General features: G+C 72.3%; 14 protein-coding genes. 8 read left to right on the forward strand and 6 right to left on the reverse strand.

The features are described from left to right. Positions 1-56 precede the first annotated feature (56 nt). From M8J74_RS33720 to M8J74_RS33740, 5 genes are read right to left on the reverse strand one after another with little or no spacing between them, the layout of a single operon-like run. On the reverse strand, positions 57-1,331 hold the full coding sequence (locus M8J74_RS33720; protein ID WP_249840076.1) for a glutamate-5-semialdehyde dehydrogenase: 1,275 nt from the start codon (positions 1,329-1,331) through the stop codon (positions 57-59). A gap of 6 nt (positions 1,332-1,337) precedes the next feature. Next, on the reverse strand, positions 1,338-2,111 hold the full coding sequence (locus M8J74_RS33725; protein WP_249840077.1) for an SDR family NAD(P)-dependent oxidoreductase: 774 nt from the start codon (positions 2,109-2,111) through the stop codon (positions 1,338-1,340). After that, the gene (locus M8J74_RS33730) at positions 2,108-3,658 is read right to left on the reverse strand and encodes an amino acid adenylation domain-containing protein (protein ID WP_249840078.1); all 1,551 of its coding nucleotides are present in this window, start codon (positions 3,656-3,658) and stop codon (positions 2,108-2,110) included. Before M8J74_RS33730 ends, M8J74_RS33725 begins: the two co-directional genes overlap by 4 nt. Positions 3,659-3,661: 3 nt before the next feature. After that, positions 3,662-6,898 carry a non-ribosomal peptide synthetase gene (locus M8J74_RS33735; RefSeq protein ID WP_249840079.1) on the reverse strand — a complete coding sequence of 1,079 codons (3,237 nt, stop codon included), beginning with the start codon at positions 6,896-6,898 and terminating at the stop codon, positions 3,662-3,664. Continuing rightward, positions 6,895-7,131, reverse strand: coding sequence for an acyl carrier protein (locus M8J74_RS33740; protein ID WP_249840080.1), 237 nt, complete (start codon positions 7,129-7,131; stop codon positions 6,895-6,897). Before M8J74_RS33740 ends, M8J74_RS33735 begins: the two co-directional genes overlap by 4 nt. A 271-nt stretch (positions 7,132-7,402) precedes the next feature. Between M8J74_RS33740 and M8J74_RS33745 the strand changes: the two genes are divergently transcribed. The 8 genes from M8J74_RS33745 (at position 7,403) to M8J74_RS33780 (ending at position 15,170) form a co-directional block, all read left to right on the forward strand. Further along, a complete protein-coding gene (locus tag M8J74_RS33745; RefSeq protein ID WP_372500347.1) occupies positions 7,403-8,950 on the forward strand; it encodes an AMP-binding protein in 1,548 nt (515 codons plus the stop codon). Continuing rightward, on the forward strand, positions 8,947-10,197 hold the full coding sequence (locus M8J74_RS33750) for a type III PLP-dependent enzyme domain-containing protein (protein WP_249840081.1): 1,251 nt from the start codon (positions 8,947-8,949) through the stop codon (positions 10,195-10,197). The genes M8J74_RS33745 and M8J74_RS33750 overlap by 4 nt, the downstream gene beginning before the upstream one ends. Further along, complete coding sequence (locus tag M8J74_RS33755) at positions 10,190-10,735, forward strand: cobalamin B12-binding domain-containing protein (protein WP_249840082.1); 546 nt, start codon at positions 10,190-10,192, stop codon at positions 10,733-10,735. The genes M8J74_RS33750 and M8J74_RS33755 overlap by 8 nt, the downstream gene beginning before the upstream one ends. Then, a complete protein-coding gene (locus tag M8J74_RS33760) occupies positions 10,732-12,150 on the forward strand; it encodes a methylaspartate mutase (RefSeq protein ID WP_283948926.1) in 1,419 nt (472 codons plus the stop codon). The genes M8J74_RS33755 and M8J74_RS33760 overlap by 4 nt, the downstream gene beginning before the upstream one ends. A gap of 75 nt (positions 12,151-12,225) precedes the next feature. Further along, on the forward strand, positions 12,226-13,059 hold the full coding sequence (locus M8J74_RS33765) for a DUF4397 domain-containing protein (protein WP_249840084.1): 834 nt from the start codon (positions 12,226-12,228) through the stop codon (positions 13,057-13,059). A 77-nt stretch (positions 13,060-13,136) separates the two neighbouring features. Further along, positions 13,137-13,829 (forward strand): class F sortase, encoded by a 693-nt coding sequence (locus M8J74_RS33770; protein WP_249840085.1) that lies wholly within the window; start codon positions 13,137-13,139, stop codon positions 13,827-13,829. Between the two features lie 47 nt (positions 13,830-13,876). After that, a complete protein-coding gene (locus tag M8J74_RS33775) occupies positions 13,877-14,434 on the forward strand; it encodes a sigma-70 family RNA polymerase sigma factor (RefSeq protein WP_249840086.1) in 558 nt (185 codons plus the stop codon). Positions 14,435-14,753: 319 nt separating this feature from the next. Continuing rightward, on the forward strand, positions 14,754-15,170 hold the full coding sequence (locus M8J74_RS33780; protein WP_372500349.1) for an anti-sigma factor: 417 nt from the start codon (positions 14,754-14,756) through the stop codon (positions 15,168-15,170). Between the two features lie 27 nt (positions 15,171-15,197). On the opposite strand, the gene M8J74_RS33785 is transcribed toward M8J74_RS33780, so the two are convergent. Continuing rightward, positions 15,198-15,728: an NUDIX domain-containing protein gene (locus M8J74_RS33785; RefSeq protein ID WP_249840087.1), complete on the reverse strand. Its 531-nt coding sequence runs from the start codon at positions 15,726-15,728 to the stop codon at positions 15,198-15,200. Positions 15,729-15,747 lie beyond the last annotated feature (19 nt).

Consider the following 15,747-nt stretch of genomic DNA (forward strand, 5'->3'; position numbering starts at 1 on the left):
GCCCTGACGGTGCAAGGGCCGGATGACGGAGGGAAGTTGGGTGGAATGGCGCACGGTCAGGTGCGCAGGGCGCCCTGCGCCTGGACCACCCACTGGGTGGTCAGCAGCGCGCCGAGGGCGACCGGGCCGCGCACGTGCAGCCGGCCGGTGGAGATGGACAGTTCGGGTCCCAGACCCATGGTCGGGCCGTCGTGCAGGCGCAGGGAGCCGTTGACGATCAGCGCGGCGGCGTCCACGGCGCCGATGTAGGCGTCGACGGCCGCCTCGTCGGTGGCGACGATGCCCTCGGTGTGCCCCGAGCCGTGGCGGCGCACGTGTTCCACCGCCGCGTCCAGGCCGTCGACGACGTGGACCCCGATCGCGGGCTCCAGCACCTCGCGGCCGAAGTCGTGCTCGGCCAGCGGCTCCTCCCGCAGACCGTCGGCTGCCACCTGCCCGGGGTCTGCCAGGGACGGCAGGACCGGGTCGACGCGCAGCGTCACCGGCCCCGCCCAGCGGCGCGCCGCCGTGCGCAGGTGCTCCACGAATCGCTCGGCCACCGAGCGCTCGACCAGGACCAGTTCGAGGGCGTTGCACGCGGTGGGCTCGGTCATCTTGCTGTTGAGGGCGACCGACGCGGCCAGCGGCAGGTCGGCGCTGGCGTGCACGAACAGGTGGTTGACCCCGCCACCGCTGGCGATGACCGGCAGGGTGCTCGCGGTGCGGCAGTAGTCCACCAGCGACGGTCCGCCCCGGGGGACGAGGACGTCCACGGCGTCCGGCCGTGCCAGCAGCCACCGCAGCTGGGAGCGGTCGGGGTCGTCCAGCACGGTGGCCAGTGCCTGGGGCAGTCCGGCCTGGGCGCAGGCGGCGCGGATCGCCTCACCCAGTTCGGCGTTGGTCGCCGCGATCTCCTTGCCGCCGCGCAGGAGCACGGCGTTGCCGGTGGCGACGCACAGCAGGGCGCCCTCGACGGTGGCCGTCGGCCGCGCCTCGTACACCATGAGGACGACGCCGAGGGGCTTGCGGACCTGCCTGCGGCTGCCCCAGCCGGCCACGGAGGTCTCCGGGCCGGGGGCGGTGACCTCCGGCAGCGCCTCGTGCACCTGCTCGGTCAGCCGGGTCAGGAGCTCCAGGTGGGCGTCGCGCAGGCGCAGCCGGTCCACCAGCGTGGGCGGCATGCCTCGGCGCTCGGCTGCGGCGACGTCCTCCTCGTTGGCGTTGCGGATCCGGGGCCAGCGCAGGCGCAGCTGCTCACCCAGGCGCAGGCAGTACTGCCGGTAGGCGGGGGCGCCGACGGGGGGCGCCTGCACGCAGGCCTCACGCGCCGCTCGGGCGACTTCTTCGATCATGACTCCCTACCACATGAATTGGCCGCCGTCGACGATCAGCTTCTGCCCGGTGATGTAGGAGCTGCGGGAGTCCACGAGGAACTCCAGGGCGTCGGCGATCTCGGCGGTGGAGGCGATTCGTCCTTGGGGGATGTGACGCAGCACGGCCTCGCGTGCCGCGTCGTCGTCGAGACGGAACCGGCCGACGACCTCGTCGGTCCAGGTGAAGCCCGGGATCAGGCAGTTCACCCGGACCACCGGCGCGAGTTCCAGGGCCAGGCACTTGGTCAGGTGCAGCAGGGCTGCCTTGGCGGCGCAGTAGGCGGCGCCGTCGGTGCGCGGGCGCAGGCCGGTCGTCGCACCGATGTTGACGATGCTGCCGCCGGGCCGGTCCAGCATGTGCGGGGCGCACGCGTGGGTGAGGTTCAGGGCGCCGAAGAGGCTGGTGCCGATCACCGTGTGCCACTCGGCGGGGGTGCTCTGCAGGAAGGGCTTGTCGATGTTGACCCCCGCGTTGTTCACCACGACCCTCGGCGGCCCGTACCGCTCCACCGCGTCGGCCACGACGCCGGCCACGGCATCCGGGTCGGTGACATCGGCGCGCACGGCGCGCACGGCGGGGCCGAGGTCGGCCTCGGTGGCACGGGCGGCCGCCTCGTCGGCCCGGTAGAGGGCGATCACCTGGTGGCCGCGGCGGACCAGGCGCTCGGACAGGGCGCGTCCGATGCCCCGGGTACCGCCGCTGACAAGAGCCAGGGAACCGGTTCCGGTGAGCTCATCGCGGGCCGTGGCCGTGCTCATGCTCCTCCCGTCCGCGCCAGCACCTTCGTCCGGTCGACCTTGCCGGTGGCGCCCAACGGCAGTTCGTCCAGGACCCTGATCACGTCGGGAACCATGTAGACGGGCAGCCGTTCGCGCAGAGCACGGCGCACCTCTGCGGTGAAGACGTCCGCCGGCACCGCGCGGTCCTCCGGTACGACGTGTGCCTCCAGCCGGTCCCGGCCCGCGGGGCTCCTGCCGACGCCGACCACCGCGCCGCGCACCTGCTCCAGGCCGCGCAGTACGACCTCGATCTCCTCCGGTTCGATCCGGAACCCGCGGATCTTCACCTGCCGGTCGACGCGTCCCAGGAACACCAGGTCCTCGCCGTCCTGGAACACCAGGTCACCGGTGCGGTAGTACACGCCGTCGTGTCCGGGGAGCCGTACGAAGCGCTGGGCCGTCAGGTCCGGGCGGTTGAGGTAGCCGCGCGCCACGCACCGGCCGCCCAGATACAGCTCACCGCTGTCCCCCGGGGTCACCTCGCGGCCGTCGCCGTCGAGGACCACGGCCTCGTGGCCCGGCACGCAGGTGCCGATCGGCACCTGGTCGCCGCCGTCCCAGCCCTGCCGGATCCAGTAGCGGGTGGCGGCGATCACCGCCTCCGTGGGGCCGTAGCCATTGCACAGCGGTACGTGGCCCAGCGGTCCGGCCAGCCAGCGCCGCACCACGGCGGCGCTGGGCGCCTCCCCGCCGAAGAAGACGGCACGCAGCCCGCGGAGCAACTCCACGTCGCGCTCGGTCAGTTCCTCACCGAAGAACGTCTCGAAGTAGGCGGTGGTGCACCCCACGTAGGTGACGTCGTGCTCGTGGACCCGGGCGAACAGCTGGGGACCGGTCCACAGAGCGGAGCCGCGCAGCAGTACGGTTCCGCCGGCCACCAGGCCGGCCCACATCTCCATGACGGTGGCGTCGAAGGCGGGCGCCGAGAAGGACAGCAGGACGTCGTCGTCGGCGAGCTGGTAGGCCTGCACCGCACCCGCCAGGTGCGCGGCGAGGGCCCCGTGGTCCACGCACACGCCTTTCGGGCTGCCCGTCGAACCGGATGTGTAGATCACGTACGCCTGGTCGTCGGGGCCGGGGCGGTCCGTGGCCTCGCCGTCGTCCGGTGTGCCGGACACGGCGGCGACCGCCTCGGCCACGGCCAGGACAGGGGCGCCGTGCAGCCGGCCGGGCGCGGCCGATGCGCCGTCGGTGGCCAGGACCAGGGGTGCGCCGGTGTCGGTGAGCACGTGCCGCCGCCGCTCCTCGGGCCAGGCCGGATCGAGCGGCGTCCAGGACGCCCCGGCCAGCCAGCAGCCCAGGACGGCGGTCATGAAGTGCTCGTTGCCCGGGCCCAGCACCCCCACCACCGAGCCGCGCACCGGGCCGTGTGCGGTCAGGGCCCGTGCCACGGCCCGTGCGCCGTTCCACAGCTGGCGGTAACCGAGCCTGGATTTCGCGCAGATGACCGCCGTACGGTCCGGGGTGCGCCGCACCCGCTCCTCGATGACGTCCAGGATCGTCGTCACGTCCGTCTGTCCTCCCATCGCTCAGGCACCCCCGTCCAGGTGGGCGGCGAGCGCCCGGACGGTCGGCCGGCGGAAGAAGTCGCTGACCGTCGGGGCGCGGTCCGTGTTCTCCCGCAGCGCGGCGATCAGCTTCAGCACGTCGAAGGAGTTGCCGCCCAGCGCGAAGAAGGAGTCGTCGGGGCCGCTCGGCGCGGTGCCGAGCAGCGCCGTCCACAGGTCGCGCACCATGCGTTCGGTCCCGGCCGGCTCCCAGCCGGAGCCCTCCTCGGCCGGCTGGGCGGTGCGCAGCCGGCCCGCTCCGAGCGCGCTCGTCAGGGCTGTGCGATCGACCTTGCCGTTCGGAGTCAACGGCACCGCGTCGATCAGCCGTACGTACCTCGGGAGCATGTAGGAGGGCAGGATCTGCTCCAGGTGGGCCCGGACGGCCGACTCCTTCGGCTGCGCCGGACCGGTCGGCCGCAGGAACAGGCACAGGGCGGCCTGTTCCCCGGTGCCCGTCACCGCCGCGACGGCCTCGCCCACGTCGGGCAGGCGCTCGGCGGCGGACTCCAGCTCGCCGAGCTCCACCCGGTGCCCGCGCACCTTGACCTGCGCGTCGCGGCGGCCGAGGAACACCAGGGCGCCGTGCTCCGCGAGCAGAGCCAGGTCGCCGGTGCGATAGACCCGGGCGGTGGAGCCCTCCGGCGCACCGGGTGCCGGCAGGAACGCCGCCGCGGTGTGCTCGGGGTCGTTGACGTAGCCCACCGCCGGGCAGACTCCGCCCAGGTACAGTTCGCCCACCGCGCCGGGCGGCACGTCACGGCCGTCGGGGCCGAGCAGGTAGGCGTCGACGCCCGGCACCGGACGGCCCACCGGAACGTGGTCGTGGGCGGGCAGGTCGTCGCCGCGCACCACGTGCCAGGTGACCGCGGTGGTCTCGGTCGGGCCGTACAGGTTGACCAGTTCACGCTCGGGGTCCCGTGCCAGCAGCCGCCGCAGCCTCTCGTCCAGGTTCAGCTGCTCCCCCGACACGCAGATGTGGCGCACGGTGGGCAGGCTCAGCCCGGCACTCTCCACCGCTCCGGCGAACGCACCGGCCACCGCGACCGGCAGATAGAGGTGAGTCAGCTCCTCCTGCTCCGCCAGCCGGGCCACGGCCGTCAGGTCCCTGCGGTCCAGCGCGCCGAGTCCGACCACCGTGCCCCCGCAGGCGAGCGTGGGGAAGATCTCCTGGTAGGAGACGTCGAAGCCGAGGGGCGCGTACTGCAGGAACCTGCTGTCCGGACCCATGCGCAGCTCGCGCAGCTGCCAGTGCAGCAGGTTCAGCAGGGGGCCCTGGCCCATGTGCACGCCCTTGGGGCGGCCGGTGGAGCCGGAGGTGAACATGATGTACACGGGGTCCGTGCCGTCCGCCGCCGGAGGTGCGTCGGCCGCGCCGGCCTCGGCCTCCAGCTGCGCGGGGGTGGCGCGCGGCGGTCCGTCCGCATCCGCACCAGGCAGGCCGATGACCAACCGGCACCCGGACTGCTCGATCATGTAGGTGAGCCGTTCGGCGGGCAGTGCGGTGTCCAGCGGCAGGTACGCCGCCCCGCACCACAGGACGGCGAGCATCGCCACCACCGTCTCCACCAGGTCGCCCGGGACGACTGCCACGGCGTCACCACGGCTCACACCGCGCCCGGCCAGACCGGTGGCGGTCCGCTCGGTGCGGCGCAGCAGTTCCGCGTAACTGACCTCGGAGCCGGACGGTTGCCGGACGGCGACGGCATCGGGGTGGCGGCGCGCGGCCTCGCGCACCAGGCCGAGCAGCCCGCCCGGTGCGTCGGGACGGCCGTCGGCGCCCCGGCGCAGGACCCGCCGCATCATGCCGCGCCGTGCGCCGAGTCCGGCCAGCAGGCTCCCGGTGCCCGCCGAGGGCGTCTCGACCGCTTGCAGCAGCAGCTCGCGGTACTCGGCGAGGAAGCGGCGCGCATAGGACTCCGGCAGCAGGTCCTGGTCGTAGTCGAGTTCGATGCGCAGACCGTCCTCCACGGCGGTCGCCCCGAGCCACAGGTCGAACTTGGCCGAGCCGTTCTCCAGGATCTCGATGCGGCCCTCGCTCCACGGCGTCAGCGCCACGCGGGTGCGCAGCTCGTCCTGCATGGCGAACATGCACTGGAAGACCGGGTTGCGGTTGCCGGCGCGCTCCGGGGCCAGGCGCGTGACCAGGGCGTCGAAGGGCACCGACTGCCGGGCCCGGGTCTCGCGCACTGTCGCCGACACCTCACGGCAGTGTGCCTCGAACGGCATGTCGCGGGCGGGCAGCGCCATGGGCAGGGTGTTGACGAAGAACCCGCAGAGCTGGTGCGAGGCCACCGTGCGGCGGGTCGCGAAGGGGCTGCCGACCAGGACGTCGTCACTGCCGGCGTAGTCGCCGAGCAGCAGTGCGTAGCACGCCAGCAGCAGTTCGTACGGTGTCGTGCCGAGGTTCCGGGCGGCTCGCTCCACGCTCGTGCGCTGTGGCCGATCGAGCAGCAGCCGCAGCCGCTCGGCCCGGTGGGAGGTGTCCTGGGGACGCCCGGGCACCGGGTACAGCGTGGTGGGGGCCACGCCCGCCAGGAGTGCGGCGAGGGTGTCGGCCTCGCCGGCGTCCACCGCCGTCCGAGCCGCCGCGCACTGTGCCGCCAGTTCCGCGCGCAAGCTGCTCTCGCGCTTGCGGGCCAGCGCCGCGGGGTCCTCCTGCCCGTCGGCCACCGCGCGCCCCAGGGCCTGCCGGTATCCGGCACAGATCTCGTCGACGAGGACCCGGACGGAGACTCCGTCGCTGACGGTGTGGTGCACCGTCACCAGCAGGGCCGAGCGGGCGGGCGCGTCCGGCGCGGACACCAGCAGCCGGAACCGGCACAGCGGGGCGCGGGACAGGTCCAGCGGCAGCCGGACGAACTCCTCGGTCTGCTCGTCGAGCCAGGTCTCCCACGCTGCCGCGCCGTCGTGCCCGGCCGTCTCCCAGGGCAGCGTGACCTCCCTCGCGAGGCGGGCCTCGGGTCCCTCGGGGCCGGCACGGAAGACGGTGCGCAGTGCCGGCTGCACCAGCACCAGCCGCTCCAGAGCGCTGCGCATGGCCTCGGCGTCCAGTGCGCTGTCGAAGACGATGCGGAAGCTGTTGTTGTACAGGTCCTTGCGGGCGGCGGCTTCCTGGATGAACAGCAGGCTGCGCTGGGCGTCGGTCACGGGAAGCACGTCCGCGTGCTCCTCGGGGTGCGCCGCGGGTGTGTGCTGCCGCAGGTGGAGGGCGGTCACGGGCGCGGCCCCCCGTTCCACCGGTCGACGAACTCCGCCAGGTCGCCGACGGTGACGAGCCGCGCCAGGTCGTGCGGCTCGATCTCCTGCGTCTCGCTCGCCGCCAGGTCGGTGATGATGCGCAGCAGCACCAGGGAGTCCACGCCCAGGTCGGTCAACTCGCTGGTCTCGCTCATCGGTTGGTCGCCGACCCGGCGGGTGATGCAGGCCAGGACGTCTTCAGTGGTCGTCATGCGGAGCAACCGCCCTTTCTGCGGAATCCGGCGTCGGTGACCAGCACAGCAGTCGGTCCTAACGATCCGGTTGTCGTCGGCTACCGGCGGGCCGGCCACCGTCGCCGACGTGCGTCATTAGTGATCCGGTAGCCGCCGGTGAGCCGAACGTCAGGGGCCGGTGGTCAGCTGGGTGCATCCCAGGGGCGGTTGCGCGGCCCATGCCCGCTCGCGGCAGGCCACGTCCGCTCCTCGCACAGACCCGCCGGGCCGGAGAACGGAGAGCGGAGCATTGGCAACCCCACAGGATCTGATCGAACGACGCACCCTGCCCCCGGAGTCGGGCGGTCGGACGGTGCACGGCCTCTTGGACGCGGCCGTGGCCGACAGCCCGCACCGGCCCGCCGTGCGGGACGCGACCGGCGTCTGGAGCTATGCCCGACTGGCCGAGGAGGCCGCCCGGTTGACCGCGTGGCTGGCGGCCCGCGGTGTCGGCCACGGCGACCGTGTCCTGCTGCAACTGCCCACCGGCCGGCAGCTGGCGGCCCTGTTCTACGCCACGGTGCGGCTCGGGGCGGTCTTCGTGCCCGTGCATCAGGCCATGAAGCCGTTCCACCTGCGGTCCGTCGCCGCCGACGCCGCACCCGCCCTCGTACTGACCGACGCTGAGGGCCTCCGGCGCCTGCGTCCCCTGACCGAGGCCCCCGTCCACGACATCGCCGACGTCCTCGCCGAGGCGGCGGCATCACAGCCCGGGCCCTCCACGTCCACTCCGGAGGTGTCCGGCGACGACCTGGCCGCCCTCATCTACACCTCTGGCAGCACCGCCGCCCCGAAGGCCGTGGCCTGCCCGCACGCCGCGGTGGTGTTCGCCTCCACCGCCCTGGTCCGGGCCCTGGGCTACCGCTCCGACGACGTCGTCTTCTGCCGGTTCCCGATGTCGTGGGACTACGGCCTGTACAAGGTCCTGATGACCTGCCTGGCCCGTTGCGAGATCGTCCTCGCCGACGGCGACTCGGACTTCACCGTGCTGCGCCGCATGTACGAGACGGGCACGACCGTGGTGCCGCTGGTCCCCTCCTACGCCACGATGATCGTCTCCCTCGCCCGGCGCCACCCCGAACAGCGGCCCCCCGTACGGATGTTCACCAACACCGGCGCCGCCCTGCCCACCGCCACGGCCGACGCCCTGCGCGCCCTTTTCCCCGGCGCCCGCGTGGTGCGGCAGTACGGGCAGACGGAGGCCAAGCGGATCACCGTCATGCCGCCCGAGCAGGAGCACGAGCGACCGCACAGCGTCGGCCGAGCCCTGCCCGGAACCCGCGTGCTGATCTGCGACCCCGACGGCGCTCCCCTGCCACCGGGCGCCGTCGGAGAGATCGTCGCCGTCGGCCCGCACGTGATGCGCGGCTACTGGCGCAACCCCGAGGCCACCGCACGCAGCTTCCGTCCCGACCCCGCAGACCCGACCGTCGTCCGGCTGCACACCGGCGACTACGGACACCTCGACGAGGACGGCTACCTCTATTTCGAGGGCCGCCGCGACGACATGTTCAAGCGCAAGGGCATCCGCATGAGCACCGTGGAGATCGAGACCGCGGCCCTGGACATCCCCGGTGTGCGGGCTGCCGCAGCACTGCCCCCGGACGACCGCCACGATCTCACCCTGTTCGTCGAGAGCGACCTGGACGAGCGCACGGTCGTACGGGAACTGATGGAACGCCTGGAGACCGCGAAGATGCCCGCCCGCTGCAGGGTCCTGACCACGTTCCCGCTCACCCTGCACGGCAAGAACGCCCGGCGGGAACTTGCCGCCCTGATGGACGGAGAGCGCCCGTGAGCGTCAGCCACCGCCACCGCGACCTCGCCCAGCGGTACGGCACCCCGCTGTACGTCTACGACCTGACCCGGGTCCGCGCCGCGCGCCGCGACCTGTTCGGCTTCCTGCCCGAGGGCGTGGAGGTGTACTACGCCTTCAAGGCCAACCCGCACCCCGACCTGGTGCGCGCACTGCGCACCGGCGACGGGCCGGCCTGCAAGGCGGAGATCAGCTCCACCGGCGAGCTGGCCACCGCGCTGCGGGCGGGCTACCGGGGCGCGGACATCCTCTACACGGGGCCGGGCAAGACGGCCGGCGAACTCGACGAGGCCATGCGGGGCGGCGTGGGCCTGTTCTCCGCCGAGTCCCTCGGCGACCTGGAGCACATAGGCCGCGCTGCCCTGGCCCACGGCACCACCGCCCAGTGCCTGCTGCGCATCAACAGCGTGACGGCGAGTGCCGCCAGCGGGGTGCGCATGACCGGCAAGCCCACCCAGTTCGGCATCGACAGTGAGACGGTCCGCGAGAGCGCCGCGGCGCTGACGTCCGTGCCGGGCACGTCCGTTGCGGGGCTGCACCTGTTCTCGCAGAGCAACGCCCGCGACGAGGAGAGCCTGCTGGCGGAGTTCCGGCACACGCTGGAGACCGCTGCCCGCATCCAGGACGAACTGGGCGTGGACCTGCGCGTGCTGGACATCGGCGGCGGCTTCTCCGTGCCCTACGGCCGCACCGGCGAACGCGCCATGTACCCCAAGCTCCGCGGCGAACTCGCCGCCGCACTGGACGTGTTCTTCCCCGGCTGGCGTCAGGGCCTGCCGCGGATCGCCGTGGAGTCCGGCCGCTACCTCGTCGGTGACAGCGGCCATCTCCTCACCTCGGTGGGCAACCTCAAGACCGGGCGCGGCCACACCTTCGCCGTGCTGGACGCGGGCATCAACGTCTTCGGCGGGATGTCGGGCCTCGGCCGGCTGCTGCCCGTCTCCGTGGAGATCCCGGTGGATCAGGACAGCCGTCAGGTCACGCTGGCCGGCCCGCTGTGCACCCCGGGCGACGTCCTGGGCCGCGACGTCACCGTCCCGGCCGATCTGGCGCCCGGCGACCTCCTTGCGATACCCAACACCGGCGCCTACGGGCCCACGGCCAGCCTGCTGATGTTCCTGGGCCGGCCCAGTCCGGTGGAGGTCGTCGTCGACGGTGAGACCACCGTCTCCGCCACCCGCATCGAACGCACCCGGGTCGCCCATGACGCGGAGCACACGCATGGCTGACCTGTCCCGGCCGGCCGACACCGCCGCCGACCGCGCCCACACCCCGGCCCGGGCCACGGTCGTCGTCACCACCGTGGCCTCCGACTCCCACACCTGGAACCTGGTCTACCTGCAGCTCCTGCTGGAAGAACTCGGTTACGAGGTCGTCAATCTGGGCCCGTGCGTCCCCGACGAACTGCTGGTGCACCACTGCCGGGAGATCCGCCCGTCAGCGGTGGTCATCAGCAGCGTCAACGGTCACGGTGCCCAGGACGGGCTGCGGGTGATCCGCGCGCTCCGTGAGGACGAGCTGACCGCCACCCTGCCCGTCGCGATCGGCGGCAAACTCGGTGTGGACGGCGGCGCCACCTCCCACACCGAGCGGCTCCTGGCCGCCGGTTTCGACGCCGTCTTCGAGGACGGTGCGGACACCCTGACCGCCTTCCGCCGCTTCCTCGACGAGCTGGGCCCCGGAGCGGACCGCGCGCTGGAGAGCGGCGCGGAGCGCGCCGCCGTGCAACGGCGCCATGCCGACGAGCAGATGAGCGTCTCCGTATGAGGTCGCCTGTGCCGGACAAATCACCAGTGCCGGACAAGTTGTCGGTGCCGGACACGTTGCCGGGCCACCGCCCCGGCTGTGTCCCGTCCGGGTCGGCTGCGCGCGGCTTCGGCGACTTCGTCCGCGCCCACGGCGGAAACGGCCGGCTGGTGGTCCAGCCCCGCATGGGTTTCAGCGACCCCGCCGCCATGCGTGCCGGCCTGGCCGCCACCCGAGCGTCCGCCGCTCGAACCGTCGGCACCATCACCCTGGACGCCCACACCCGGGTCGGCCACCTCCAAGCCGCCGCCGCGGCTCTGCGCGAGGGCACGGCCCTCAACGGCTATCCCGTCGTCACCCACCCCCCGGCCACCACGGCGCGGGTGCTCGACGGCATTCAGGGCCCCGGTTTCCCCGTCCAGGTCCGGCACGGCTCGGCCCGGCCGGTCGGCATCTTCCGGGCCCTGGCCGCCCTCGGCCTGGACGCCAGCGAAGGCGGACCCGTCTCCTACTGTCTGCCCTACGGCAGGACTCCCCTGGCCGAATCCGTCAGCCAGTGGGCCGCCGCCTGCGAACTGTTCGCCTCCCTGCGCGAGGCCGGCCGCGAACCCCATCTGGAGACCTTCGGCGGCTGCATGCTCGGCCAACTGTGCCCGCCGAGCCTGCTGGTCGCCCTCAGCGTTCTGGAAGCCCTGTTCTTCCTGCGACACGGCATACGCAGCCTGTCCGTCAGCTACGCCCAGCAGACCAACCCCGAACAGGACACCGAGGCGATCGCGGCCCTGCGCCGCCTGTGCGCGGAGCTCCTGCCGACGGACGACTGGCACGTGGTCGTCTACACCTACATGGGTGTCTTCCCGCAGACCGAGCATGGCGCCCGGCGGCTGCTGGAGAGCTCTGCCGAACTCGCCGTGCGGACCGGAGCGGAACGACTCATCGTCAAGACGGTCGCCGAGTCACAGCGCATCCCCACGATCCAGGAGAACGTCGACGCCCTGGAACTGGCGGCGGCCGCCGCGGAGTCGGCGGCACGCACCGCCCCGGCCCCGCTTCACCACCCGGCCGACAGCCCCACGTACCAACAGGCGGCCGCCCTCGTGCACGCCGTGCTCGACCTGCACCCCGACCTGTCCCAGGCCCTGCTGCGCGCCTTCCGCCGCGGCTACCTCGACGTCCCCTACTGTCTCCACCCCGACAACCGGGGTCTGACCCGCAGCTTCATCGACCCGGCCGGCCGGCTGTGCTGGGCCTCCGTCGGCAACCTCCCCATCGGCCATCTGGTACGCCCGCGCAGTACCACCCGCCTCACCTCCGCCACGCTCCTCACCGACCTCACGCGCGTCCGCAACCGCTTCGACGCACCCGCGCCCCCCGCGCTCGCCGCTTCTCGCCGGCCGCCGGCCCGTGACGCCCCAAAAAGATGTGCCACCGGGTGAAACCATCCTCCGCCCGTCGACGGAATGCCTTGCCACGAAGGTTCAAGCGGGTCTCGATCGAAAGGGAAGACCGTCATGAACACACGTGTTGCGGGCGCCACCGTGGCCGTCGCCATTGCCGTCACCCTGTCCGTCACTGCCGGGGCCTCCGCGTCGGCTCAGCCGCGGGCCGCTGGTGATCAGGCCATGGTGTCGGTGCTGCACGCCGTGCCCGGCCTCACCGTCGACGTCTACGCCGGGGACAAGGAGCTGATCCCGGACTTCAAACCGGGCACGCTCACCGACCCGATGAAGCTGGACGCCGGCTCCTACGACATAAAGATCTTCAAGGAAGGTGAGGGTCCGAACGGCACCCCGGCCATCGAGAAGAAGGTGGACGTGCCCGCGGGCGCGAACGCGACGCTGGTCGCCCACCTCACGGCGGACGGCAAGCCCACGCTGGACGCGTACGTCAACGACATGTCCAAGATCCCCGCCGGGAAGGCCCGGCTGACGGTACGGCACGTGGCCGCAGCGCCCGCGGTCGACGTCCGGGCCAACGGGACGCCCGTCTTCAAGGACCTGGTGAACCCCAAGGAGGCCAAGGGCGAGGTCGCCGCCGGCACCGTCTCCGCCGACGTGGTCCTTGCCGGCACCGACACCGTGGCCATCGGACCCGCCAAGCTGAACCTGGCCGAGGGCACCAACACGGTGGTCTACGCCTGGGGCAGTGCCGCCGACAAGAACCTGCAGCTCAAGACGCAGTCCCTCACCGGAATGCACTCGGCACCGAGCGGCGTCCCGGCCGGCGAGACCGGTGCGGCCGCCGCTCACAACGAGGGTGTTCCGCTCGGTGCTCTGTCCCTGGGCGCGGTGTCGGCGCTGACCGCCGCGGGACTTCTCGTGCGGCTGCGCCGTACCGCGCGTTGAGGCCCACGCCCATCGGGGTGCCGCCACTGCCGGTCCGGCGGCACCCCGCCCTTCTCCCGGAGAAGAGGTAACGCTGCATGAGCAAGCCCTCGTCACGGCTTCTGCTGCTCACGGGACTGTCCGCTGCCCTGGTGGGGCTCATCGTCTCCGCGCTGCTTCTCGTCGATGCCCGGCTCGGGGGCCCGGCGGCCGGTGCCCGGGACTTCGGTCCGACGTCGGGCGCGGGCCCCGTCTCCTCCCCTCGGACACCGCGGGTTACGACGAAGGAGCCGTCCGCCGCCATGGCGCGCGGTGACGAAGCGCCGAGGCAGGCGAGGACGAGCGAACCGTCGTCACTGGTCCTGCCCCGCCTCGACGTGCGGGCGGCCGTCAAGGCGGTGGGTGTCGCAGCCGACGGTCAGATCGAGATACCCGCCAACCCCAAGCAGGTCGGGTGGTACCGCTACTCGCCGGAACCCGGCTCCCCGAAAGGCTCGACGGTCATCGTGGGCCACGTCGACTCGAAGGGGCGCGGACTGGGGGTGCTGGTCGCCCTCGACGACGTCCGCGCGGGTGACCGGGTGCTCGTACGGCAGAAGGACGGCGGCGAGGTGCAGTACCGCGTCAGCTCGCGCCGCACCATCGGCAAACGGGACCTGGCAGCGTCCGGAGCGTTCCGCCGAGACGGGCCGGCGGTCCTGACCCTGATCACCTGTGCGGGCCCCTACCTCGCGGACAAGGGCGGCTATCAGAACAACCTTGTCGTCACTGCTGTGGAGGCGCCGACGTGACGACGGGATGGGGCGGCTCCCAGGTACTTGCGGCTACTGTTGCCGTCATGAGCACCCGCTCGGACGAGGAGCTCGGCCAGGGATTCGCCGACGGCGACGAATCCTGCCTCAACGAGGCCTACCGCCGCTGGGGTGCGCTGATCTTCACCGTGGCGACGAAGCGACTGGGAGACACCGAGGAGGCGAAGGACGTCACTCAGCAGGTCTTCGTCGGTGCGTGGCGCGGTCGCAAGAGTTACGATCCGCAGCGTGGTTCCCTCAAGACCTGGCTGATGGGCATCACCCACAAAAAGGTGGCCGACGCGCTGATCCGTCGCTCCCGGCATCAAAGAGACATCGAAGCGGTCACCGTGGCAGGCGCCGCGGAAGTGACCCGGCAGGATGCCCCGACGGATTCCGTGGTCGACTTCGTGGTGCTGGCGGACGAACTGGACCGCCTTCCCCAACACCAGCGGACCGTCCTGGAGATGGCGTTCTACGAGGATCTCACCCAGGCGCAGATCGCCCAGCGCACCGGACTTCCGCTGGGGACCGTCAAAAGCAACACACGGCGCGGGCTGATGCGCATGAAGAAGCGATTGGAGGTGGACGGTGGAGCACACTGACGAAGAAGCACTGGCGCTCATGGCGATCGGAGAGAATCCGTCCCCTCCGGACGAAGAGCACGTGCGTACGTGTGCGCACTGCGCGCGTGAGCTCGACGCCCTGCGCCACGTCGTCCTGACCATGAAGGGACAGCCTCTCCAGGAGGGTGAGCTGCTCCCGCCTCCAGCCGACGTCTGGGATTCCATCGCAAGCGAGCTGGACCTCCCTCATCAGCATGAGGGCGCAGGAGGCAACGTCGGCGAGCAGGACCGGACCGGCGGCCAGGCCCCCTCGCCGACGCCCGCCCGGACAAGGTCCCGGCGCCTGAGCCGCCTGAGCGTGACACTTGCCGCTTGCGCCGCCCTTCTGGGCGCCGCCGCAGGCAGCACCATCACCTGGTGGGTCACCCGGGACGGCACGACGGTGTCCGTCGCCGACGGCAGGCGGCTGGATTCTCTGCAGGCGAACTCGGCCGGGTACGCACGGCTCAACGGCGCCAGCGGGCACCGCACTCTCACCGTGACGGTCAAGGGCCTGCCGCGCACGTCCGGCTACTTCGAGGTGTGGCTCATGGACCGCACCCACACCAAGCTCGTGTCGATGGGCGTCCTGGACTCCAAAGGCCGGGCGACCCTGCCCGTGCCCAACAACATCGACCTGCGCGAGTACTCCGTGGTCGACGTCTCCGTCCAGCCCTACAACGGCAAGCCCGACCACTCCGGAGACAGCATCGTCCGCGGCCAGTACGCCGGCTGACACCGCCCCCAATGGGACCTTGGGCCGTCAGCCGGTGATCCGGCAGAGCACCGGCCGGCTCTCCGGCGTCAGCACCCCCGCGGCGCACAGCGTTCTGGCAGCTCCGACGGAATGCCAGCTGACCTGCACGATCTCGCGGTCATCGGCAACGATGGAAGTCGCCGGGACCTGGCACTCGTAGAGCCCCATCCAGTGGGGGGTCGGGCTGTCCAGGTTGAGGAACCTGTCCACACGCCGCGCCGCGACTCGTACCCCGAGTTCCTCGAGCACTTCGCGAGCAGCCGCCTCCTCGTAGGACTCCCCCGCTTTCACCGCGCCCGCGACGAAGGCCTCCAGGCGCCCCGGAAAGCGCGGATGGCGCGGGGAGCGTCTCACCAGGAGAATTCTTCCGCTCTCGTCACGGCACACCACCGCCACGATGCGGTGCAGCCAGCCATGGCGTACGGCGTCGGCGCGGGAGGTCACGGCCATGACCTGGTCGAGAAGATCGACCCGGTCCACCAGCTCCCCGCGCCGCTTCGCCGCGGCCTCGCCGAGACGTTCGCCGGCCTCGGTCACGCGTAGGGGCTGTCGGCGC

Origin of the sequence: Streptomyces panaciradicis (assembly GCF_023516615.1) — a bacterium.
In the GTDB taxonomy this organism is placed as follows: Bacteria; Actinomycetota; Actinomycetes; order Streptomycetales; family Streptomycetaceae; genus Streptomyces; species Streptomyces panaciradicis.